The sequence below is a fragment of the Paenibacillus sp. FSL H7-0331 genome (assembly GCF_001956045.1).
This window is the reverse complement of the sequence record NZ_MRTH01000007.1, coordinates 289,965-310,986: the sequence shown is the minus strand read 5'-3', so window position 1 is coordinate 310,986 and position 21,022 is coordinate 289,965. Positions and strand designations below refer to the sequence as shown.

The 21,022-nt window shown below is 46.4% G+C and carries 17 protein-coding genes and 1 tRNA gene; 16 read left to right on the top strand and 2 right to left on the bottom strand.

Annotated features, from left to right (window positions below; translation table 11 throughout):
- The first annotated feature begins 82 nt into the window (after positions 1 to 82).
- The 8 genes from BK127_RS13315 to BK127_RS13280 all read left to right on the top strand — a co-directional run bounded on the left by BK127_RS13315 (position 83) and on the right by BK127_RS13280 (position 9,148).
- Positions 83 to 1,837: a tetratricopeptide repeat protein gene (locus BK127_RS13315; protein WP_076230584.1), complete on the top strand. Its 1,755-nt coding sequence runs from the start codon at positions 83 to 85 to the stop codon at positions 1,835 to 1,837.
- Between the two features lie 81 nt (positions 1,838 to 1,918).
- Positions 1,919 to 2,866, top strand: coding sequence for a thioredoxin-disulfide reductase (gene trxB / locus BK127_RS13310; RefSeq protein WP_076230581.1), 948 nt, complete (start codon positions 1,919 to 1,921; stop codon positions 2,864 to 2,866).
- Between the two features lie 136 nt (positions 2,867 to 3,002).
- Positions 3,003 to 3,953, top strand: coding sequence for an ROK family glucokinase (locus BK127_RS13305; protein ID WP_076230578.1), 951 nt, complete (start codon positions 3,003 to 3,005; stop codon positions 3,951 to 3,953).
- 17 nt (positions 3,954 to 3,970) lie between these two features.
- Entirely contained in the window at positions 3,971 to 4,870 is a 900-nt protein-coding gene (gene rapZ, locus BK127_RS13300) for an RNase adapter RapZ (RefSeq protein ID WP_076230576.1), read from the top strand.
- A complete protein-coding gene (locus BK127_RS13295; RefSeq protein ID WP_076230573.1) occupies positions 4,867 to 5,853 on the top strand; it encodes a gluconeogenesis factor YvcK family protein in 987 nt (328 codons plus the stop codon). Before rapZ ends, BK127_RS13295 begins: the two co-directional genes overlap by 4 nt.
- Positions 5,854 to 5,859: 6 nt before the next feature.
- A complete protein-coding gene (whiA, locus tag BK127_RS13290; RefSeq protein ID WP_076230570.1) occupies positions 5,860 to 6,789 on the top strand; it encodes a DNA-binding protein WhiA in 930 nt (309 codons plus the stop codon).
- A gap of 152 nt (positions 6,790 to 6,941) precedes the next feature.
- On the top strand, positions 6,942 to 7,211 hold the full coding sequence (locus BK127_RS13285; protein WP_076230567.1) for an HPr family phosphocarrier protein: 270 nt from the start codon (positions 6,942 to 6,944) through the stop codon (positions 7,209 to 7,211).
- A gap of 176 nt (positions 7,212 to 7,387) precedes the next feature.
- Positions 7,388 to 9,148, top strand: a complete 1,761-nt coding sequence (locus BK127_RS13280; protein ID WP_076230564.1) for a stalk domain-containing protein — start codon at positions 7,388 to 7,390, stop codon at positions 9,146 to 9,148.
- Between the two features lie 132 nt (positions 9,149 to 9,280).
- Here BK127_RS13280 and clpP read toward each other — a convergent pair whose 3' ends face one another.
- Positions 9,281 to 9,862, bottom strand: a complete 582-nt coding sequence (gene clpP, locus BK127_RS13275) for an ATP-dependent Clp endopeptidase proteolytic subunit ClpP (protein ID WP_076230561.1) — start codon at positions 9,860 to 9,862, stop codon at positions 9,281 to 9,283.
- 190 nt (positions 9,863 to 10,052) lie between these two features.
- A tRNA-Arg gene (locus BK127_RS13270) sits at positions 10,053 to 10,127 on the bottom strand.
- Between the two features lie 244 nt (positions 10,128 to 10,371).
- Here BK127_RS13270 and BK127_RS13265 point away from each other — a divergent pair.
- The 8 genes from BK127_RS13265 to BK127_RS13230 all read left to right on the top strand — a co-directional run bounded on the left by BK127_RS13265 (position 10,372) and on the right by BK127_RS13230 (position 20,895).
- Positions 10,372 to 11,418 (top strand): sugar-binding transcriptional regulator, encoded by a 1,047-nt coding sequence (locus BK127_RS13265; RefSeq protein WP_076230559.1) that lies wholly within the window; start codon positions 10,372 to 10,374, stop codon positions 11,416 to 11,418.
- 36 nt (positions 11,419 to 11,454) lie between these two features.
- Positions 11,455 to 12,459, top strand: coding sequence for a type I glyceraldehyde-3-phosphate dehydrogenase (gap, locus tag BK127_RS13260; protein ID WP_076230556.1), 1,005 nt, complete (start codon positions 11,455 to 11,457; stop codon positions 12,457 to 12,459).
- Positions 12,460 to 12,640: 181 nt separating this feature from the next.
- The gene (locus BK127_RS13255; protein ID WP_076230554.1) at positions 12,641 to 13,822 is read left to right on the top strand and encodes a phosphoglycerate kinase; all 1,182 of its coding nucleotides are present in this window, start codon (positions 12,641 to 12,643) and stop codon (positions 13,820 to 13,822) included.
- Between the two features lie 18 nt (positions 13,823 to 13,840).
- Positions 13,841 to 14,593, top strand: a complete 753-nt coding sequence (gene tpiA / locus BK127_RS13250; RefSeq protein ID WP_076230552.1) for a triose-phosphate isomerase — start codon at positions 13,841 to 13,843, stop codon at positions 14,591 to 14,593.
- Position 14,594: 1 nt separating this feature from the next.
- Positions 14,595 to 16,127 carry a 2,3-bisphosphoglycerate-independent phosphoglycerate mutase gene (gpmI, locus tag BK127_RS13245; RefSeq protein WP_076230549.1) on the top strand — a complete coding sequence of 511 codons (1,533 nt, stop codon included), beginning with the start codon at positions 14,595 to 14,597 and terminating at the stop codon, positions 16,125 to 16,127.
- An 89-nt stretch (positions 16,128 to 16,216) separates the two neighbouring features.
- On the top strand, positions 16,217 to 17,509 hold the full coding sequence (eno, locus tag BK127_RS13240; protein ID WP_076230547.1) for a phosphopyruvate hydratase: 1,293 nt from the start codon (positions 16,217 to 16,219) through the stop codon (positions 17,507 to 17,509).
- A 68-nt stretch (positions 17,510 to 17,577) separates the two neighbouring features.
- Positions 17,578 to 18,279 carry a M50 family metallopeptidase gene (locus tag BK127_RS13235; protein ID WP_076230545.1) on the top strand — a complete coding sequence of 234 codons (702 nt, stop codon included), beginning with the start codon at positions 17,578 to 17,580 and terminating at the stop codon, positions 18,277 to 18,279.
- 258 nt (positions 18,280 to 18,537) lie between these two features.
- A complete protein-coding gene (locus BK127_RS13230) occupies positions 18,538 to 20,895 on the top strand; it encodes a heavy metal translocating P-type ATPase (RefSeq protein ID WP_076230542.1) in 2,358 nt (785 codons plus the stop codon).
- The last annotated feature ends 127 nt before the right edge of the window (positions 20,896 to 21,022 follow it).

Here is a 21,022-nt window from a genome sequence, read left to right as displayed (position 1 = left end):
CGTTCGCTAGTATGCTATAATTTTTGTAGATTAACGCTGATTTCTTTGCGTATTCCAGACGGAACCGGAGGTGCCTTGCCGAGTGGAGAAGAAAAAACGTGCTGCCCAAACTCAACCTAACAAAGTGATACCGATAAAAATGGATGCAACATTCTTTTTCGAACGAGCCGTTCAGTCTTTGGACCGATATCATTACGATAAGGCATTGAAGTATTTTCGTCGTGCCGCTGAATATGAACCGGAGAACCCGGTTAATCATTGCAACTTGGCGGGGCTTCTCTCGGAGATGGGGAATTACGAGGAATCGAATGTTATTTTGCAGCAGGTGCTGGATCAAGTCGATCCGACTATGACGGAATGCTATTTTTATATGGCTAACAATTTTGCCAATATGGAAAATTATGAATCGGCTGAAAAAGCGATTATACATTATTTGGAGCACGATGAATCCGGACAATTCCTGGAGGAATCCGAAGAGATGATCGAGCTGCTTACCTATGAGCTGGATCGTCCGACCCAATTGACCGGAATCAAAAGCCGTGAGGGCATGTTCGAGCACGATCGCGCACGGGCTTTGCTGGAAGAAGGCAAGTTTACGGAAGCGGTCCGTATATTGGAGAATATTGTAGAAAAACATAGCGACTTTATGGCTGCGCGCAACAATTTGGCTTTGGCTTATTATTACATGGGTTATTTCGACAAGTCGATTGACATGATTCGCCAGGTGTTGGAGCTGGATCATGGCAATTTGCATGCTTTGTGCAACCTTGCTATTTTTTACCAGCATTTCGGTGATTTGGATAAGCTTGGCGAGCTGCTGGATGTGCTGCGCAAGACGTATCCGTTTCATCAGGATCATGTGTTTAAACTAGCTACTACAATGGGTATCTTAAGTGAGCATGAGACTGCGTATCGGCTGTTCAAACGATTGTTGAAGACGGGTGAGGCTGGACTAGACCCTTGTTTATTTCATTATACGGCTGTTGCGGCCTATCATACGAAGCGGTATGGCGAGGCTGAGCGCCAATGGCGGCAAGCGGATAAGTTTGATCCTGGATCGGACATACCGAAGTTCTATTTGAGTATGCTTGAAAAGTCACGTCATGAAGAAGAAAAACCTTCGGTGAGCTATCATTATCATCTTCCGTTCGAAGAGCAGTTCCGTGGTTTGGAGAAGTCGACGGAAGGCTTGCCGGATCATTTAAAGCGTGACCCTTTGGTCAGATCTTCATTCTTCTGGGCACTGCGTCACGGAGACACGGAAACGAAGCTTCAGGTTATTCAGGCGTTTGGCTTGATAGCCGACAATGAAGTGAAGGAAGCCTTGCTGGAGTTCGTACAGGAGCCTGGAGAAGACGATTATTTGAAAAAAGTAGCTATCTTCGTGCTTCGCAGTATCGGTATTCAGGAGCCCGTTGAAGCCGTGCTGGAAGGTCGGAAGTTGGTCGTCCCTGCTTCCCCGTTTTCTCCGAATTTGCCCGTCTGGGAACCCAAATGGCAGCAAATTATGGATATGGCGCTGGAGCAAATGGATCGCCGCTATGATATGGTACAGCAGTATGATTTGCAGACGCTGTGGGTGGAATTCTTGTCTCGTGTCTCACCGGATCATACGCCCAAAATTTCAAAGGTTGAAGGCTGGGCAGCGGCCTTGGAATATTTAACGGCCAAAATGCATCGTCGCGCTATTTCGTATCAAGAGCTGTCGCATCGATACGAGGTATCGGTCACAACCATCAGTAAAAATGTGAAGATCATTGATGATGCCTGCGGCCTGCGAGAGAAAATGGAAACTATTTTTTCGAAGTTTTCCAGCTTTGATAATAAAGCTAAATAAAATTTTATTTTGTTTAAGAAGATTTTAGGTTTAACAATATGCTGATGATGCTGTTAGCAAAAGATGAAGGAGGATACCATCATGTACAGAACAATCGTAATCGGAACAGGTCCTGCGGGGTTGACTGCAGCCATTTATTTGGCTCGTGCGAACCTGAATCCTCTAGTTATTGAAGGACCGGAGCCAGGAGGCCAGTTGACAACAACAACCGAGGTTGAGAACTTTCCGGGATTCCCTGAAGGTATTATGGGACCCGAACTCATGGACAACATGCGTAAGCAGGCGGAGCGCTTTGGAGCCGAGTTCAAGACGGGTTGGGTAAATTCAATCGACTTGTCGAACCGCCCATTCAAGCTTTCGGTTGAAGGTCTGGGCGATATTGAAGCGGAAAGCATCATCATTTCGACAGGAGCTTCTGCTAAACTGTTGGGTATTGAGAATGAGAAGGAAAGTATCGGTCACGGTGTCAGCACCTGTGCAACCTGTGATGGGTTTTTCTTCCGCGGCAAGAAAATAATTGTAGTGGGTGGCGGTGACTCCGCGATGGAGGAAGCCAACTTCCTGACACGTTTTGCCACGGATGTGAAGCTTGTACATCGCCGCAGCGAGCTGCGTGCCTCCAAAATTATGCAGGATCGCGCTCGTGAGAATGCCAAGGTATCTTGGGGACTTAACAAAACGCCGGTAGCTGTTATTTCTGGTGATCGTGGAGTAACGGGCTTAAAGGTACTGGACAACGAAACCGGCGCAGAAGAAGTGATCGAAACCGACGGTATCTTTGTTGCGATCGGACATAGACCGAACACTGGGTTTCTTGCTGGGCAAATTACTACAGATGAAACTGGCTATATTATCGTAAAACCTGGCACGTCCCTTACCAATGTTGAGGGTGTATTCGCCTGTGGCGATGTGCAGGACAGCAAATACCGTCAAGCCATTACAGCAGCCGGCAGTGGTTGTATGGCAGCACTTGATTGTGAGAAGTTTTTGGATGGTCATATGGTTCACGATTGGAGCCAGTCCCTATAATTTCTACAAAACGTGGGCGTTCAGGACCCACGTTTTTTAGTCTTTTTTTAATTTCCTTTGCCTTGACCTGTAGTTAGGCTTGGCTTATAGTTGGTATGAAGATTTATGCAATCATAGCTTATGAGGTGACCTGGTAATGGGAAAGAACGTTTATGTTGGAGTCGACTTGGGAGGAACCTCGATCAAGGTAGGCCTTTGCGATGAGTCAGGCAAGCTGCTGCATACGTATGAAGGACCGACTGGAACGGAGCACGGTTCGGACGTAGTTTTGGAAAATATTGCGCAATATGTACGTAAGCTCGTTGCGGATTCATCACATGATTGGGAGCAAGTAGCTGGAATCGGAGCGGGTATTGCCGGATTTATGGATATTCCTGAAGGCTTCATCAAGCTGTCTCCTAACCTGGGCTGGCGTAATGTGCCTGTGAAGAAGATCCTGGAAGAAAAGCTCGGCAAAACGGTGAAAATCGACAACGACGCCAACGTAGCTGCACTTGGCGAGGCATGGAGCGGTGCGGGAGCAGGTATCCCGAATGTGGTATGCTATACTTTAGGTACGGGTGTTGGCGGCGGAATTATAATAAACGGAAAAATTTATCAAGGTTTTAAAGGAATGGCTGGCGAATTGGGTCATATAAAGGTAGTACCGGATGTTGAGGCCATTCGATGCGGCTGTGGCATGTACGGTTGTTTGGAGACGGTCTCTTCGGCTACGGGAATTATCCGTATGGGTAAGGAAGCGGTCGAACGTGGCGAGCATACGTCGCTGGCATTAGTCGAAGTGTTGACAGCCAAAGATGTGCTGGATGCAGCCAAATCCGGTGATGAGGTGTCTTTGCGGATTGTGAACCGCGCTGCGATGTATTTAGGTAAATCGATGGCAGCTGTTTCTGTTGTATTAAATCCACAACGTTTTATTATTGGTGGTGGCGTATCCAAGGCTGGCGAATTTTTATTCGATGCGATACGTAAGTATTATCATGAGTACACGCAGGAAACAGCCAGAGAAGGCGTAGATATTGTTCCAGCTACCCTTGGAAACGATGCTGGTGTAGTCGGAGCTGCAGGCTTGAACCTGCATTCTTGAATTAGGAGGAAACTCGCATGGAAGAATTGCATTCCCTTGGCAAGCTGGTCATCATTACCGGTATGTCCGGAGCGGGCAAAACGATTGCGGTGCAGAGCCTGGAGGATCTCGGTTTTTTCTGTGTAGATAACCTGCCCCCGGTTCTGATTCCCAAATTCGCAGAATTGATTGAGCAGTCAAAGGGCCGGATTGGCAAGGTTGCTCTGGTCATTGATTTGCGCGGCCGGGAATTCTTCACATCCTTGTCGGAGTCTCTGCGTTTTTTAAGGGAAAATCAGGCCTTAAAGTACGAAATTGTGTTTCTGGATGCTACCGATTCGGTGCTTGTCCAACGTTACAAAGAAAGCCGCCGCAAGCATCCCTTGGCTCCTGCGGGTGCGCCACTGGAAGGAATTCTGCAGGAACGCAAGCTGCTGGAGGAACTGAAGGGTATGGCGACGCAAGCTATTGACACTAGCAGTTTGAAGCCGGCCCAGTTGAAGGAAAAGATCGTATCCCGGTTCACCCATACCGAAAAAGACGGAATTTCGATTAATGTGATTTCGTTTGGCTTTAAATATGGGATACCGATTGATGCCGATTTAATATTTGATGTGAGATTTTTGCCTAATCCCCACTATGTGGACGCATTGCGGCCCAATACGGGTCAGGATTCCGAAGTGTATGACTATGTGATGAAGTGGGGTGAAACTCAGGAATTCCTGGTCAAACTGCTCGATATGCTTCACTTTCTGATTCCACAGTATAAGAAGGAAGGCAAAAGCCAGGTTGTACTCGGTATAGGATGTACAGGCGGCAAGCATCGGTCCGTGGCTATCGCTGAATATTTGGGTAAAGTGATGGGGAATAGTGAAACGGAGATCGTGCGAGTCAATCACCGAGACGCTGAGCGGGATCGGGTTGAGGTGAAAATATGACCTATGTTTACGGGGGAAATGATCGACCTCGTATCGTTGTCATCGGAGGCGGAACCGGTCTATCCGTCATGCTGCGCGGACTCAAGGAAAAGCCATTGGATATTACAGCGATTGTGACTGTAGCGGATGATGGAGGCAGCTCAGGCATTCTGCGCTCGGAGCTTGCGATGGTCCCCCCGGGTGATATTCGCAACGTGCTAACTGCACTCGCAGACGTAGAACCGCTGCTTGGCAAAATGCTGGAGTATCGTTTTCAGAAAGGCCAAGGATTAGCAGGCCATAGTTTGGGTAATCTAATTTTGGCTGCGATGCAAGATATTACAGGTGATTTTGTAACTGGTGTTCGTGAGCTGAGCCGTGTATTCGCCGTTCGTGGTCGTGTGCTTCCAGCAGCTAATCACGCTATCGTGCTGAAGGCGGAAATGACCGATGGCAGCATCGTTGTCGGAGAGTCCAAAATTCCGAAGGCAGGCAAAATCATCAAACGTGTGTTTATCGAACCTGCCGATGTATCCCCGCTGCCTGAAGCGATTGAAGCGCTAGAGCAGGCGGATGCGATTGTGCTCGGTCCCGGCAGCTTGTATACGAGTATTTTGCCGAACCTGCTCGTTCCAGAAATCGCTCGTACGATAGTTCAATCCAAAGCGCTCAAAATTTATATTTGCAATGTGATGACGCAGCCTGGCGAGACGGATGGCTACAGTGTGAGTGACCATATTCAGGCGCTTCACGATCATGTTGAGCAAGATCTGTTCGATTATGTTATTGTTAATAACGGGGAGATTCCTCCTCAGGTCCAAGATCGATATGCAGAAAAGGGTGCCAAGGTCGTTCATCTTGATCTCGATGAGGTAACTCTACAAGGGTATAAAGTCATCGCAGATCAATTAATTTTATTCCGAACTTACCTGCGCCACGATGCGGAAAAGCTTAGTCAGCATATTTATCAGCTGGTGGAGAGCTGGATGCACAAGAAGAGGTGATTCCCCGTGTCTTTCGCCGCACAAACGAAAAAAGAACTAACCTTAATTCAGTCTGATGATTGTTGTGAAAAGGCTGAACTTTCTGCCCTCATTCGTATGAACGGTTCCGTACAGCTGACGAATCAACGAGTCGTCCTTGACATCAGTACTGAAAACGCAGCTATTGCCCGTCGTATCTATTCTTTGCTCAAAAAGAAATTCAACGTGCACATCGAATTGCTGGTTCGTAAAAAGATGCGGCTGAAAAAAAACAATGTGTACATGGTGCGGATTCCGAATCAGGTCCAGGATATACTGTCCGAGCTGCGAATCGTATCCGAAGGCTTTATGTTTACCCCGGGTATTGACGAGACATTGATTCCGGATGAATGCTGTCAGCGAGCTTACTTGCGGGGAGCTTTTCTGGCAGGCGGTTCTGTTAATAATCCGGAGGGTTCGTCCTACCACTTGGAAATTTCATCGATGTACGAAGAGCACTGTCATGCTTTATGTGATCTTGCCAATCGTTTTGAATTGAATGCACGGTGTATCGAACGTAAAAAAGGCTTTGTGCTGTACATCAAGGAAGGCGAGAAGATCATTGAATTGTTAAGTCTTATTGGTGCCCATCAAGCTTTATTGCGTTTTGAAGATGTCAGGATCATGAAGGATATGCGCAATTCTGTGAATCGTTTGGTCAACTGCGATACGGCCAATTTGAATAAAACTATCGGTGCTGCCGTACGCCAGATCGAAAATATTCGTCTGATCCAAAAAGAAATCGGGTTGGAGAACCTGCCGGAAAAATTGCGCGAGGTAGCTGAGGTGCGGATGCAAAACCCTGATATTAACTTAACCGAGGTCGGGGAACTGCTAAAGGGCACTGTAAGCAAATCCGGTGTCAACCACAGGCTTCGCAAAATTGATGAGATGGCAGAAAAAATTCGAAAAGCTTGAGCGGACGTGCTTCATGCAGATATTTTATGTAAATTTTCAATTGTTCTAGTGTAAAGGATTTAAAAATGATATAATGGTTGAAAAATCGCTTTTTCATGATCATTGAATTAAATGGTCATTTGCAATTTAAGATTTAGGGGGTATTGGTTGGAATGTCGAAACGCCCAGTAGTTGTGAAGTTGAAAACAGGCCTTCATGCCAGACCAGCAGCGCTTTTTGTTCAGGAAGCAAATAAGTTCTCTTCCGAGATCTTTGTTGAGAAGGACGAGAAGAAAGTAAACGCCAAAAGTATTATGGGCATTATGAGTTTGGCCATCAGTACGGGTACTGAGGTTTATATTAGTGCCGAGGGTTCGGACGCAGAACAGGCTGTAAACGCTTTAGTCACATTGGTAAGCAAAGAAGAGCTGGAGAACCAATAACCATTGTCACTGGCTTCCTCTAAGGAAGCTTGTCAGTGACACAGCCAAGACCTATAACATAACAAGAAAAGCGCAACCTTTTCTGAAGCTGAGCGTCTATTATGACGAGTTCTTCTGTGGAAAGGTTTTTTGCTGCGTAGACCCGTGCTATTTTACCCAATTGAAGGAGTAGAGAAATGAAACCGATGAAAAGAGAATTATCGCTGCTGGTCGTTATGAGCCTGTTGTTCAGTCTTCTGATTTCGTCCACCGCATCTGCGGCGCAATCGACTTCAACGACTTACATGCTGCTTTATGTGGATAAGGCAGAAGCTTTTATAAATGGTAAGCAGATTATGCTGGAATCACCTGCAACCATTATCAAAGACAAAATGTTCGTACCTGCCAAAGCTTTGGCTGATGCGATGGGATTAAAGGTAGAATGGAACGCGGTAACACGTCAGATCGAAATGACCACACCGGGCTTTAACATTGTGCTCGACAGTGACCGCAAAGCAGTTTGGATTAACGGGGTATTGAACCCATTCGATTCCGTTGCTGCGATCAGCAAGGAAGGCAAGCTGTTAATTAAGCTGACTTGGCTGGCTGATTATATGGGAGCACGTTATACCTATAATGATGAGCTGCGCCGGGTTGAAATTATTCATACCAAAACGCCAACGGGGATTTACATACCGAATACAGGCAATTCCAATCCAGTGGCCAAATTCAATTTTGCCAAGCAGACATATAAGATGGGCGAACCAGTCAAATATGTCGATCTGAGCTATGACCCCGATTCCGAAGGTTTAGTGAAATATGAGTGGCAAGGCAACGAATCGGTGTTTTTCTCACCAGGTACGTATCCGATCACGTTGACGGTATGGGACGCACATGGCAATAAAAGCGAAACCTATCTGCGCAATCTGACGATTGAAGATAAGGTGTATCTGAGTGAGATTGAATACCCGATCTACATGAAGCCGGTTGGCAGTTTTATTAAAACCGATTGGAGTACGCTATGGGGTAACTTTTGGAACTTACCACAGCTGCCTAAGCAGGTTACCAATGACAGCTCTCGTAAGCTGCTGGTGAGTGACAGTCCGGAGGAATTTACGGAAAAAGGCATTCTGTATCAGGATAAGGTCAATGGGAAAGGTCGCCTATACGCGGATCACATCAATGGAACGAAGGAAAAGGTTACTCTGGCGATTCTGGCCAAGAATACGACCAACAAACCGGTTACGATCAAAACAACGAACAAGGGCGAAGTGTGGCCTTCTGTGTATGCCAACCTGATCGGTAATGAAGCCTCTGTGGACTTTCTGATGAATGATCCGCGGAGCGATTCGATGGAGATTCCAGCCAATCAAACTTTTATCTATTCGCAAATGCCGGAATTTTATCCAGGCCAAGGTGTCAACCTGTTCTATGACGTAGAAACGAATGGCGAAATTGAATTTTCCTTTGTCGCTACTAGCCAGGTATCGCAAACGACACTCAGTCAGCTGCCGCTGCTTCCTTTTACAGGGCATGTCAGAGGGACGTTCCCGGTGTCAGAGGTCAAATGGAATATAGATGCGAGTTCGTTCACCAAGCCGAACCGCTTGATTATCGGTGATGGCACGACGGATCCGTTCCAGCCGGGCTACGATCCGATGCGTAAGCAGAATGTATTAAACGAAGGCAATTATGGAGTGGTTTACAAAATCCATTCGGACAAGCCGAGAAAAATGGCGATCATGCTGTTAGCGTATGGCGGTATATTTAAAGGACCGATCAAAATCAATGGTGAGATCAGTCTGATACCGCAATCAGGGGTGATTACCGCGTTTGACGGGATGCAGATTCTGGCCCGAACGACGGGTGAGGAAGCAGCCTTGGATATTGAATTCACACCACCAGCAGGGTCTGCGTTCCCGATTGACCTGATCTTCTTTCCATTGGATGATAAATAATAAATCAAATCGTTAGCTTAAGGCTCTCCCTTTCATATTAAGGGGAGGGCTTTTATTTTTAATAAAAAAAGAACCGTCCATCAGCAGCTTGTGCTACTGAAAAGACGGCCCTCGATGTAAATAGGGTAATACTTATAGTTTGGTTATGACTTTATCGATCAGACCATAGATCCGCGCGTCTTCCGCATACATGAAATTGTCGCGATCCGTGTCTTTTTCGATTTGTTCAAAGGTTTGTCCTGTGCGTTCTGCCAAAATTGTATTCAATTTATCACGCATTTTAATAATACGAGCGGCACGAATAGCAATATCACTGGCTTGGCCTTCGGCACCACCAAGTGGTTGATGGATCATAACCTCACTGTTCGGAAGCGCAAAACGTTTGCCTTTGGCACCAGCAGCCAGCAGGAATGCACCCATCGAAGCTGCCATACCTACGCAAATGGTTGAAACGTCGGGCTTGATGAACTGCATTGTATCGAAGATGGCCATGCCTGAAGTAATGGAACCGCCTGGACTGTTGATATAAATATTAATGTCTTTGTCAGGATCCTGCGCGGCCAAGAACAGCAACTGGGCAATAATGGCATTCGCTACTTGGTCGTTAATGGCCGTACCGAGAAAAATAATGCGATCCTTCAGCAAACGGGAGTATATGTCATACGCTCGCTCTCCTCTGGCATCGGGTTCAACTACCATGGGTATAAAACTCATAAGCTGCAGCCTCCTAAAAGTACATGAATGTTTGATAACACTATAACCATCATAACGGAAATATAAACAAAGGTCAAGAAAGGTCAAACGGTCTGCATTAAAAAACCTTTACAACGCAGTCTTGAAGCTGATGACCGTATCGTAAAGGCTATGGATGTTTGTGTGAATAACACGAATTCGTTGAAGGTAATGGCGCGCCCGCAAGGAATCGAACCTTGATCTCAGGCTTCGGAGGCCTACGTCATATCCATTGGACCACGGGCGCACATTTAAAAATATAGTTTAAAATGAACGAGCAAGGGTTATTATATGATATGCAGGAGTAAATTGCAACCTTGTTTTGTCGGTACATGATTTTTGACCAAATTGTGAATTGCTGTTGAAATTAACAAGTCAATTCGTTATAATGAAATTACTAAGAAAGTCTTAGTGCTTTTTTTTGGAAGATGTGGGACGAAAAATGTAGTGGTGGGACAAAAAAAGTCCAATGCATAGCGGGAGTGTAAAGTATGAGAGAAATTCTCGATATTCAAAAACAGCTTTTGCCCGATCTATTGGATACGATGAAAAAAAGGTATACGATTCTGCACTTCATTCGTGTATCCGGCATTGTAGGCCGCAGGACGCTGGCAGGTTCACTGAACACCACGGAGCGTATCATGCGCAGCGAGGTCGATTTTTTGAAATCGCAGGGACTGCTTGAAATCGAGGCTTCCGGTATCCGGATCAGCGATACGGGTCGGCAACTGCTCGAGCAAATCGAACCGTTAGTCAAGGAGCTGTTCGGACTGGCTGATCTTCAGGAGCAGATTCGATTGCATTTTAACCTGAAACAGGTTGTTATTGTCCCAGGCGATTCAGAACTTTCACCCCACACCAAAAAGGAACTGGGACTCGTAGGCGCGGCCATTCTGCGCAAGTACGTAACCCAGGATGAGGTCATTGCGGTAACCGGTGGGTCCACAATGGCTGAAGTCGCGAATCACCTGTCTTCCTCTATATCGCTCAAACGCTGCGTATTCGTACCAGCACGCGGCGGGCTAGGAGAAAGTATGGATTTCCAGGCGAATACGATTGCTTCGACAATGGCAAAAAAAACCGGATCTCGCTACCGATTGCTGCATGTTCCTGACCAGCTTGGTGAGGAAGCTTATCAATCCTTGATGCAGGACAGCTCCATATTGGAGAGCATTGCCTTCATCAGAGGCGCTCGAATCGTTATTCATGGCATAGGAGAAGCTATGCTGATGGCAAGACGGCGTAAGGTTGATGAGTCGACTACAGCGATTTTACAGCAGGACGGGGCTTTGGCAGAAGCGTTCGGGTATTATTTTGACCGTGATGGGAAGATACTGCATAAGATGCCTACAGTCGGCTTGCGCATTGAAGACATTCAGGAAATGGACTGTGTCATCGGTGTGGCTGGGGGTAAAAGTAAAGGTGAGGCCATTGCTGCTGTGCTGAAATTCGGACATGAGGATATTCTTGTGACAGATGAAGCCGCTGCTATGGAGATTGTGCAAATGCTACATCTTGATGGGCATAGCCCGTCTTGACATAAATCCAATACACATTATTAGGAGGCTTTTTCAATGGTAAAAGTAGGTATTAACGGTTTTGGACGTATCGGACGTAACGTGTTTCGCGCAGCTTTGGGTAATCCTGATGTAGAAATCATAGCTATCAACGATTTGACAGATGTAAACACATTGGCACATTTGTTGAAGTATGACACGACTCACGGCAGAATCAATGCAACCGTTGAAGCCGCTGAAGGCGCACTAATCGTTAACGGTAAATCCATTAAAGTATTTGCTGAGCGCAACCCGGAAAACCTGCCTTGGGGAGCAAACGGTGTAGAAATCGTTGTTGAATCCACTGGTATTTTCACTTCCAAAGAAAAAGCTTCCTTGCATATTAAAGGCGGCGCTAAAAAAGTAATCATCTCCGCTCCAGCTACTGACGAAGATATCACAATCGTTCTGGGCGTAAACGAAGATAAATACGATGCAGCAGCACACAACATCATTTCCAATGCTTCTTGCACAACAAACTGTCTGGCACCTTTTGCAAAAGTATTGAATGACAAATTCGGTATCGTTAAAGGTATGATGACAACAATCCATTCCTACACCAATGACCAATCCGTATTGGATCTGCCGCACAAAGACCTTCGTCGTGCTCGTGCAGCCGCTGAGAACATCATTCCTTCCACAACAGGCGCAGCCAAAGCAGTTTCTCTGGTATTGCCTGAGCTGAAAGGCTTGCTGAACGGTATGTCCTTCCGCGTACCTACTCCTAACGTATCCGTTACGGATCTGGTTGCTGAATTGAAAGTGAACGTAACTGTAGACGAAGTGAACGCAGCTTTGAAAGAAGCAGCTAACAGCACTTTGAAAGGCATCTTGAACTACTCCGACGAGCCGCTTGTATCAAGCGACTACAATGGCGACCCAGCTTCCTCCACAATTGATGCACTTAGCACAATGGTTGTTGGCGACAACATGGTAAAAGTTGTTTCCTGGTATGACAACGAGTGGGGCTACTCCAACCGTGTTGTAGACTTGGCTGCTTTTATCGCGAAAAAAGGCCTGTAATTCACATTGTGGTTATGACAATTAGCTTGTGAACGAACTATCTTGTGCTAACAGACAATGGGAAGATGCCCCGGCTTCCGGAGCTTTTCTCATTGTGGTTACCGCAAGATGCTTTTCACAAAAGTCATACCCACAATTTTTGTATGCAGATAAATAGATACTCACAAGGAGGCGTTCCTGGATGAATAAACAAAGCGTACGTAACGTAGAAGTAAGCGGCAAAAGAGTGTTTGTGCGGGTCGATTTCAATGTACCTTTGGAGAACGGCGCCATTACTGATGATACACGAATTCGCGAAACACTTCCGACGATTCAATATTTAACTGAAAGAGGCGCTAAAGTTATTTTGGCAAGTCACTTAGGCCGTCCGAATGGCGCAGTAGTTGAAGAGCTGCGTTTGACGCCGGTTGCAGCACGTTTGTCCGAGTTATTGGGCAAGTCGGTTGTCAAAGCGGATGAGGCGATTGGCGAAGCGGTTCATGCACAAGTCGCTGCACTGCAAGACGGCGATGTACTGCTGCTCGAAAACGTGCGTTTTTATCCAGGTGAAGAAGCGAATGATGCAGAGCTGGCGAAGTCTTTTGCAGGATTGGCTGATTTGTATGTCAATGATGCGTTTGGCGCGGCTCATCGTGCGCATGCTTCGACTGAAGGCATCGCTCATCATTTGCCTGCTGTATCCGGACTATTGATGGAGAAGGAACTAGAAGTATTGGGTAAAGCCTTGCACAATCCTGAGCGTCCGTTCACTGCGATTGTTGGTGGCTCCAAGGTTAAGGATAAAATCAATGTGATTACGAACCTGCTGAACATTGCTGACAATATCATCATTGGCGGCGGTTTGTCCTATACATTCCTGAAAGCTCAAGGAAACGAAATCGGTAAATCTTTGGTAGACAACAGCAAGTTGGAGCTTGCACTGAGCTTCCTTGAAACAGCAAAGGAAAAAGGCGTGAACTTCCTGATTCCAGTTGATATTATTGTAGCTGACGATTTTAGCGCGAAGGCTAATACCCGTGTAGTTGCTGTCAACGAAATTCCTGCAGATTGGGAAGGCATTGATATCGGTCCCAAGACGCGTGAGCTCTATGCCAAAACGATTGCTGAATCCAAGCTGGTCGTTTGGAACGGACCGATGGGCGTATTCGAAATCGAGCCTTTCTCCCATGGTACACGTGCCGTTGCACAAGCATGCGCAGCTACTGAAGGTTATACCATCATTGGCGGCGGTGATTCCGCAGCAGCGGTTGAGAAATTCCATCTGGCCGACCAAATGGACCATATTTCGACTGGTGGCGGCGCATCTCTTGAATTTATGGAAGGCAAGGCTCTACCGGGTGTTGTCGCATTAAACGATAAATAAATACAGGGAGTGACACATATGCGTAAACCTATCATTGCAGGTAACTGGAAAATGTTCAAAACCGTAAGCGAAGCAACTGCTTTCATTAATGAAATTAAAGGACAGGCTGAGGTTGACGGTGTCGACAGTGTAATCTGCGCACCTTATATCAGCTTGCCTGCGCTTGTAGAAGCGGTCAAAGGCACAACCTTGAAGATCGGTGCGCAAAATCTGCACTGGGAAGATAACGGAGCTTACACAGGTGAAATCAGTGGTGTAATGCTGAAGGATCTGGGCGTGGACTACGTCATTATCGGCCATTCCGAGCGTCGTGCTTACTTTGCTGAGACTGACGAAACCGTTAATAAAAAAGTACATGCAGCTTTCAAGCATGGCTTAACTCCGATTGTTTGCGTAGGCGAAAAGCTGGAAGAGCGTGAAGCAGGCGATACCAAATCCGTATGTAAGGTACAAACGGAAGCTGCTTTTGCCGGAATTAGTGCAGAGCAGGCGGCTCAAGTAGTCGTAGCTTATGAGCCGATCTGGGCTATTGGCACAGGTAAATCGTCCACAGCGGCTGATGCCAATGAAGTTATCAGCTACATTCGTGAGCTGGTTGCTGGCTTGTACAGTCAATCCGTAGCAGATGCGGTTCGTATTCAATACGGCGGCAGCGTGAAGCCGAACAATATCGGCGAATATATGCAGGAAGCGGATATCGATGGAGCCTTGGTAGGCGGAGCGAGCCTGGAGCCTGCATCCTATACGCAGCTTGTTCAGGGGGCTAAGTAAGATGTCCAGACCTAAACCGGTAGCTTTAATTATCATGGATGGCTTCGGCCTGCGGGGTGAAGTCATGGGCAACGCAGTTGCACAAGCAAACAAACCGAACTATGACCGGTACATGGCTGAATATCCGCATACAACCTTAACAGCTTGCGGTGAAGCGGTTGGCCTTCCCGAAGGGCAAATGGGCAACTCCGAAGTGGGCCATTTGAACATCGGAGCAGGACGTATCGTATACCAGGATTTGACTCGAATCTCGAAATCGATTCGCGATGGAGAGTTTTTTGATAACGAAACGATTCTGGGTGCAATCAACCATGCCAAGCTGAACGGCAAGAAGCTGCACCTATACGGTTTATTGTCGGATGGCGGCGTTCACAGCCATATCGCTCATCTGTTCGCTTTACTGGAAGCCTGCAAGAAGCAGCAGTTCGAGGACGTCTACATACACGCATTCCTCGATGGCCGCGATGTAGCGCCAGACAGTGCGAAGATGTATATGGAGCAGTTGCTGGCCAAAATTACAGAGGTCGGTGTAGGCAAGATCGCGACCGTTCAAGGCCGTTATTATGCCATGGACCGCGACAAGCGCTGGGATCGTGTAGAGAAGTCGTACCGTGCGATGGTTTATGGCGAGGGTCCAAATTATACCGATCCGCTGCAGGCGATTATAGACTCTTACACGTCTTCCGTATTCGATGAGTTCGTATTGCCAACGGTTATCGTCAAGGCAGATGGGCAGCCTGTGGGCTTGGTTGAATCCGAGGATTCCGTAATCTTCTTCAATTTTCGACCGGACCGTGCGATTCAATTATCGAATGTGTTTACGAATACAGATTTTCAAAGCTTCGACCGCGGAGACAAGTGGCCGCATGATCTGTATTTTGTATGCTTGACACTTTTTAGTGAAACGGTTGGCGGTTATGTAGCGTATAGTCCCAAGAACCTCGACAATACTCTTGGTGAGGTACTGGTTCAAAATAACCTGACCCAGCTGCGTATTGCCGAGACTGAGAAGTATCCTCATGTTACCTTCTTTTTCAGCGGCGGACGTGATCATGAGTTGCCTGGGGAAACACGGATTCTAATCAATTCTCCTAAAGTAGCTACTTATGATCTGCAGCCGGAAATGAGTGCGTATGAGCTTGCAGAAGCAGCGGTTAAGGAGATTGAAGCGGAGCGTCAGGATGTCATCATCATGAACTTTGCCAATCCCGATATGGTTGGCCATTCCGGCTTGCTGGAGCCGACGATCAAGGCGGTTGAAGCTACCGATACCTGCATGGGGAGAGTTGTGGAAGCAGTGCTTGCCAAAGGCGGGGTTGCGTTGATTACAGCTGACCATGGGAACGCGGATCTGGTTACGAATGGGGATGGAACCCGTAATACGGCCCATACGACGAATCCGGTGCCTTTTATTGTGACGTCCAAACATGTTACACTAAGAAACGATGGCATACTGGCAGATATTGCCCCAACGATTCTCAGTCTGCTCGATGTAAAAAAGCCGGTTGAAATGACGGGTACGACATTAATTTAAGTTTAAGAGCAGCAGTGTTCATGCAGAGCCTTGACTTAAAAGGGGATATTCATCCCTAAAATAAAATATTGAGGGAGTGTTACGTAGTTATGACAACGATTGGTAATGTGTATGCACGTGAAGTATTGGATTCCCGCGGTAACCCGACTGTAGAAGTAGAAGTATATTTGGAGTCCGGCGCAAGAGGCCGCGCTATCGTTCCATCCGGTGCTTCCACTGGTGCTTATGAAGCGGTTGAGCTTCGTGATGGCGACAAATCCCGTTACCTGGGCAAAGGCGTTATCAAAGCGGTTGACAATGTTAATGATATCATCGCTCCTGAGCTGATCGGTATGGACGCTCTGGATCAAGTCGGTATCGACCAAAAAATGATCGAGCTTGACGGTACACCGAATAAAGCCAAATTGGGCGCTAACGCTATTCTTGCCGTTTCTATGGCAGTTGCTCGTGCAAGCTCCGATGCTCTGGATATTCCTTTGTACGTATACTTAGGTGGATTTAACGCGAAGCAGCTTCCGGTTCCGATGATGAACATCATCAACGGTGGCGCTCATGCTGACAATAATGTTGACGTTCAAGAGTTCATGGTTATCCCGGTTGGCGCTCCTTCCTTCAAGGAAGCATTGCGTACAGGCGCGGAAATTTTCCATGCTCTGAAAACAGTTCTGAAAGAAAAAGGCTTGAACACTGCAGTTGGCGACGAAGGCGGCTTTGCTCCTAACTTTGCTTCCAACGAAGAAGCTATCACTACAATCTTGACGGCAATTGAGCTTGCTGGCTACAAACCAGGTGTAGATGTATTCCTGGGTATGGACGTTGCTTCTACAGAATTCTACAAAGACGGTAAATACCATCTGGAAGGCGAAGGCAAATCTTACACTTCCGCTGAGTTCGTAGACTTCCTGGCAGCTTGGGTAGACAAGTATCCGATCATCACGATCGAAGATGGCTGCTCCGAGGATGATTGGGAAGGCTGGAAGCTGTTGACTGAGAAGCTTGGCAGCAAAATTCAATTGGTTGGTGACGATTTGTTCGTTACTAACACAGAACGTTTGGGCAGAGGTATCGACGAAAATATCGGTAACTCCATCCTGGTTAAGGTTAACCAAATCGGTACTTTGACTGAAACATTTGATGCGATTGAAATGGCTAAACGCGCTGGCTATACAGCTGTTATCTCTCACCGTTCGGGTGAAAGCGAAGATAGCACAATCGCTGATATTGCGGTTGCTACCAATGCAGGCCAAATCAAGACAGGTGCACCATCACGTACAGACCGTGTTGCTAAGTACAACCAATTGCTTCGTATCGAAGACCAATTGCGTGACACTGCTATTTACGCTGGTAAAAAAGCATTCTACAACCTTAAAAATTTTAAATAATTAAATAATAGCTGCATATGAATAGTGTTACGCGCTCTACGTATGCAGCTTCTCAGGGGGAATCAACGATGAGCAACTGGTTAAAGACTGTATGTTTTCTTATAGGGTCTGCCTTGCTTACGCGGTGGATTCCCTTTTCTTCGTATTTTCGCAGTCTGGATACAATGATCCACGAGTTCGGCCATGCTGTTGCCACTTTGGCGTTGTCGGGTCGTGTGATGTTTATCGAGTTGAATGCTGACCACAGTGGGGTAACGTATTCCTCTGTCACCAATAGTTGGAGCTTGCTGCCGATCGCATTGGCCGGGTATACAGCTGCTTCCTTATTTGCTGTGTTATTGTTCAAATTGCAATCTTATGGCAAGCAGCAGCTCGGACTTCAAATTATGACGCTGCTGGCTCTCATTTCCTTAATACTCTTTGTTCGTAATGGATACGGTATGATATGGTCGATTGGGTTTATTGCACTCAATGTTGTGATGTTATTCGTAGTGCCGCGCTGGCTGCGGGACGGCTATTATTTGCTGTTGGCATTTCTGACGTTGGAGGAGTCCGTTATGGGGCCAATTACATTGATCATCTATGCGGTCAATAATCCTGCGGCGGCAGGAGATGCAGCCAATTTGGCAAAGCTCACCTGGATTCCGACAATCGTATGGGCGATCTTGTTTACGCTTTTCTCGCTATGGTGCGCTAAGAGCGCAATAGGGGCATTTTTGAATCGCAGAATACCTAAAGCAGTACCTCCAGCTTATTCGTCTTACAAGTAGGCCTGGATCCGTTTAACCTTATAAATGAGCTAAGGGCTGCCATTAGGCAGTCCTTTTTGCGTTCACCTATTTTAAACCATAGTCTATTGAATACAATTTGAGCACATTAGGAGCAAAGTGATTTAATTATCGGTACAACTCCGCATAATAAACGACGTGAAAAGGGATTGACATTCCAGTGATAGAGTGAATATAATGATTTATACACTAATATATGAATATGTGCTCATATGATTGTTGAAAAGAGGGCTGATCGCAATGGAAACCAAAGAACATGTGAAGCGTGAGCTGATATTAGAGGGTTTGGATTGTGCCAACTGTGCTATGAAAATTGAGAATGGTGTACAAAAAATACCAGGTGTTTCCTCGTGCTCCGTTAATTTTGTTACCAAGACATTAACTGTGGAAACTGAAAAAGGTCAGGATGAAGCGATAATAGCAGAAGCGAAGAAAAAGGTGAATAGGTTAGAGCCTCACATTCAAGTGATGGAAAAAGTAAAAGCAACCTCAATAGGAAGCACTGCGAGACAATCAGCGCATCGGGACCATGGTGCTGCAGGTCAAGCTAACAGTATGGATTCTAACATACATGCTCATGACCATGGAACTGAGGGACATTCTCACGATCATGGAACACATAGTCACACCCATAACCATGGGTCTGAGGGTCACTCTCATGATCATGGAACCGAGGGACACGTTCACGCACATGGATCAGAAGATCATGCACACGATCACGGAGCAGAAGGTCACACCCATGATCACGGCAGCGGTAGTGCCAAAAAAATGTCGATTCGTTTAGGAATCGGCGTCGTTTTAACCGCGATTGGGATGTTTGCGCCGGTTTCAGGATTATGGGAGCTTGGGATATTTCTCCTGGCCTATGTGATTGTAGGTGGGGACATTGTCCTTCAGGCTGCCAAAAATGTGATTCGAGGCCAAGTATTTGATGAAAACTTTTTAATGGCCATTGCTACGATTGGAGCTTTTGCCGTTAACCAGTATCCCGAAGGTGTTGCGGTTATGTTATTTTATCAGGTCGGAGAATTGTTCCAGGGTATCGCGGTCAATCGCTCACGTAAATCGATTAGCTCGCTGATGGACATACGCCCGGATTATGCCAACCTTAAAATCGGCAGCGATACGAAGCGTGTATCCCCTGAAGCCATAAATATTGGCGATTATATTGTTGTAAAACCCGGTGAGAAGGTGCCTTTGGACGGTAAAGTTCTAGAAGGCAGCTCCATGGTGGATACATCAGCGCTGACTGGGGAATCGGTGCCGCGGGAGGTTGAAGCCGGTCATGATGTATTAAGCGGATTTATTAACAAAAACGGTGTATTAACCGTGGAGGTTACGAAAAGCTTCGGAGAATCAACCGTTTCAAAGATTTTGGAATTGGTTCAAAATGCGAGCAGCAAAAAAGCGCCAACCGAAAAGTTTATTACTAAATTCGCACGTTATTATACGCCTGTTGTCGTCATTGTGGCTTTATTATTAGCTGTGGTACCTCCTTTGATCATAAATGGGGCAACCTTCTCAGATTGGATTTACCGTGCTTTGATATTTCTGGTTATTTCTTGCCCGTGTGCCTTGGTGGTCTCGATTCCCCTTGGATTCTTCGGTGGAATCGGTGCGGCATCCAAATCTGGTATTTTGATTAAAGGGAGCAATTACCTGGAAGCATTAAATGATGTGAAATATGTGGTGTTCGATAAAACCGGTACCTTGACCAAGGGAGCCTTTAAAGTAACAGAAATCAAGTCGGTAGGTGGCACATCCAAGGATGAGCTATTGCAGATTGCCGCATATGCGGAGGCACATTCCACGCATCCGATCGCTGAATCGATTCGAGCCGCCTTTGGGAAAGAGATCAACGAAGCGGATATTAAAGACTATAATGAAATTTCCGGACACGGGATTCAGGTCATGGTTCAGGGAAAAGAAGTTTTTGCAGGGAATGCCAAGCTGATGAGCAAGGAACGGATTACTTTTCTATCACCTGAAGAAGTGGGAACGGTTGTTCATATTGCCGTTGAGAAACAGTATCTTGGATACATTGTCATAGCTGATGAAGTGAAAGAAGATTCAGCAGAGGCGATCCGTTTGTTAAAAGGTCTTGGGATCAAAAAGACGATCATGCTGACAGGGGACGCGAGAGCTGTTGCTGAGGCTGTAGGCCGTAAACTGGCAATTGATGAAGTTCATGCGGAACTGCTCCCACAGAACAAAGTGGAAGAAATTGAAAAATTAGATAAGCTGAAAACCAAAAATGAGAAAATCATTTTTGTGGGAGACGGGATTAACGATACGCCGGTGCTGGCTCGTGCAGATGTGGGAATCGCGATGGGTGGCTTAGGATCGGACGCTGCGATAGAAGCAGCAGATATTGTAATTATGACGGATGAACCTTCTAAAATAGCCGCTGCAATCGATATCGCGAAACGTACACGACGGATTGTTTGGCAAAACATCATTTTTGCTTTAGCGGTCAAAGGTGTTTTCCTTTTACTTGGCGCTTTCGGAATCGCGACGATGTGGGAGGCTGTTTTCTCAGATGTGGGTGTAACCCTGATTGCGGTTTTAAACGCCATGCGTGTACTGAAATTGAAATAAGGCAAGAAACAAGCTAACCAGACATGATGTTGGTTGGCTTGATTTATTGTGCCATGATATCGGAGTTAAAGTTCTGCGGCGTCGGTTTGTATGTGTGCTTCATTTGTCTAGGTGCTAAGAAGGAGAT

Excerpts from the sequence above, each read along its gene's own strand:
- trxB (WP_076230581.1), top strand. The coding sequence starts at position 1,919 with ATGTACAGAACAATCGTAATCGGAACAGGTCCTGCGGGGTTGACTGCA.
- BK127_RS13305 (WP_076230578.1), top strand. The coding sequence starts at position 3,003 with ATGGGAAAGAACGTTTATGTTGGAGTCGACTTGGGAGGAACCTCGATC.
- rapZ (WP_076230576.1), top strand. The coding sequence starts at position 3,971 with ATGGAAGAATTGCATTCCCTTGGCAAGCTGGTCATCATTACCGGTATG.
- BK127_RS13295 (WP_076230573.1), top strand. The coding sequence starts at position 4,867 with ATGACCTATGTTTACGGGGGAAATGATCGACCTCGTATCGTTGTCATC.
- BK127_RS13285 (WP_076230567.1), top strand. The coding sequence starts at position 6,942 with ATGTCGAAACGCCCAGTAGTTGTGAAGTTGAAAACAGGCCTTCATGCC.
- BK127_RS13280 (WP_076230564.1), top strand. The coding sequence starts at position 7,388 with ATGAAACCGATGAAAAGAGAATTATCGCTGCTGGTCGTTATGAGCCTG.
- clpP (WP_076230561.1), bottom strand. The coding sequence starts at position 9,862 with ATGAGTTTTATACCCATGGTAGTTGAACCCGATGCCAGAGGAGAGCGA.
- BK127_RS13265 (WP_076230559.1), top strand. The coding sequence starts at position 10,372 with ATGAGAGAAATTCTCGATATTCAAAAACAGCTTTTGCCCGATCTATTG.
- gap (WP_076230556.1), top strand. The coding sequence starts at position 11,455 with ATGGTAAAAGTAGGTATTAACGGTTTTGGACGTATCGGACGTAACGTG.
- BK127_RS13255 (WP_076230554.1), top strand. The coding sequence starts at position 12,641 with ATGAATAAACAAAGCGTACGTAACGTAGAAGTAAGCGGCAAAAGAGTG.
- tpiA (WP_076230552.1), top strand. The coding sequence starts at position 13,841 with ATGCGTAAACCTATCATTGCAGGTAACTGGAAAATGTTCAAAACCGTA.
- gpmI (WP_076230549.1), top strand. The coding sequence starts at position 14,595 with ATGTCCAGACCTAAACCGGTAGCTTTAATTATCATGGATGGCTTCGGC.
- eno (WP_076230547.1), top strand. The coding sequence starts at position 16,217 with ATGACAACGATTGGTAATGTGTATGCACGTGAAGTATTGGATTCCCGC.
- BK127_RS13235 (WP_076230545.1), top strand. The coding sequence starts at position 17,578 with ATGAGCAACTGGTTAAAGACTGTATGTTTTCTTATAGGGTCTGCCTTG.
- BK127_RS13230 (WP_076230542.1), top strand. The coding sequence starts at position 18,538 with ATGGAAACCAAAGAACATGTGAAGCGTGAGCTGATATTAGAGGGTTTG.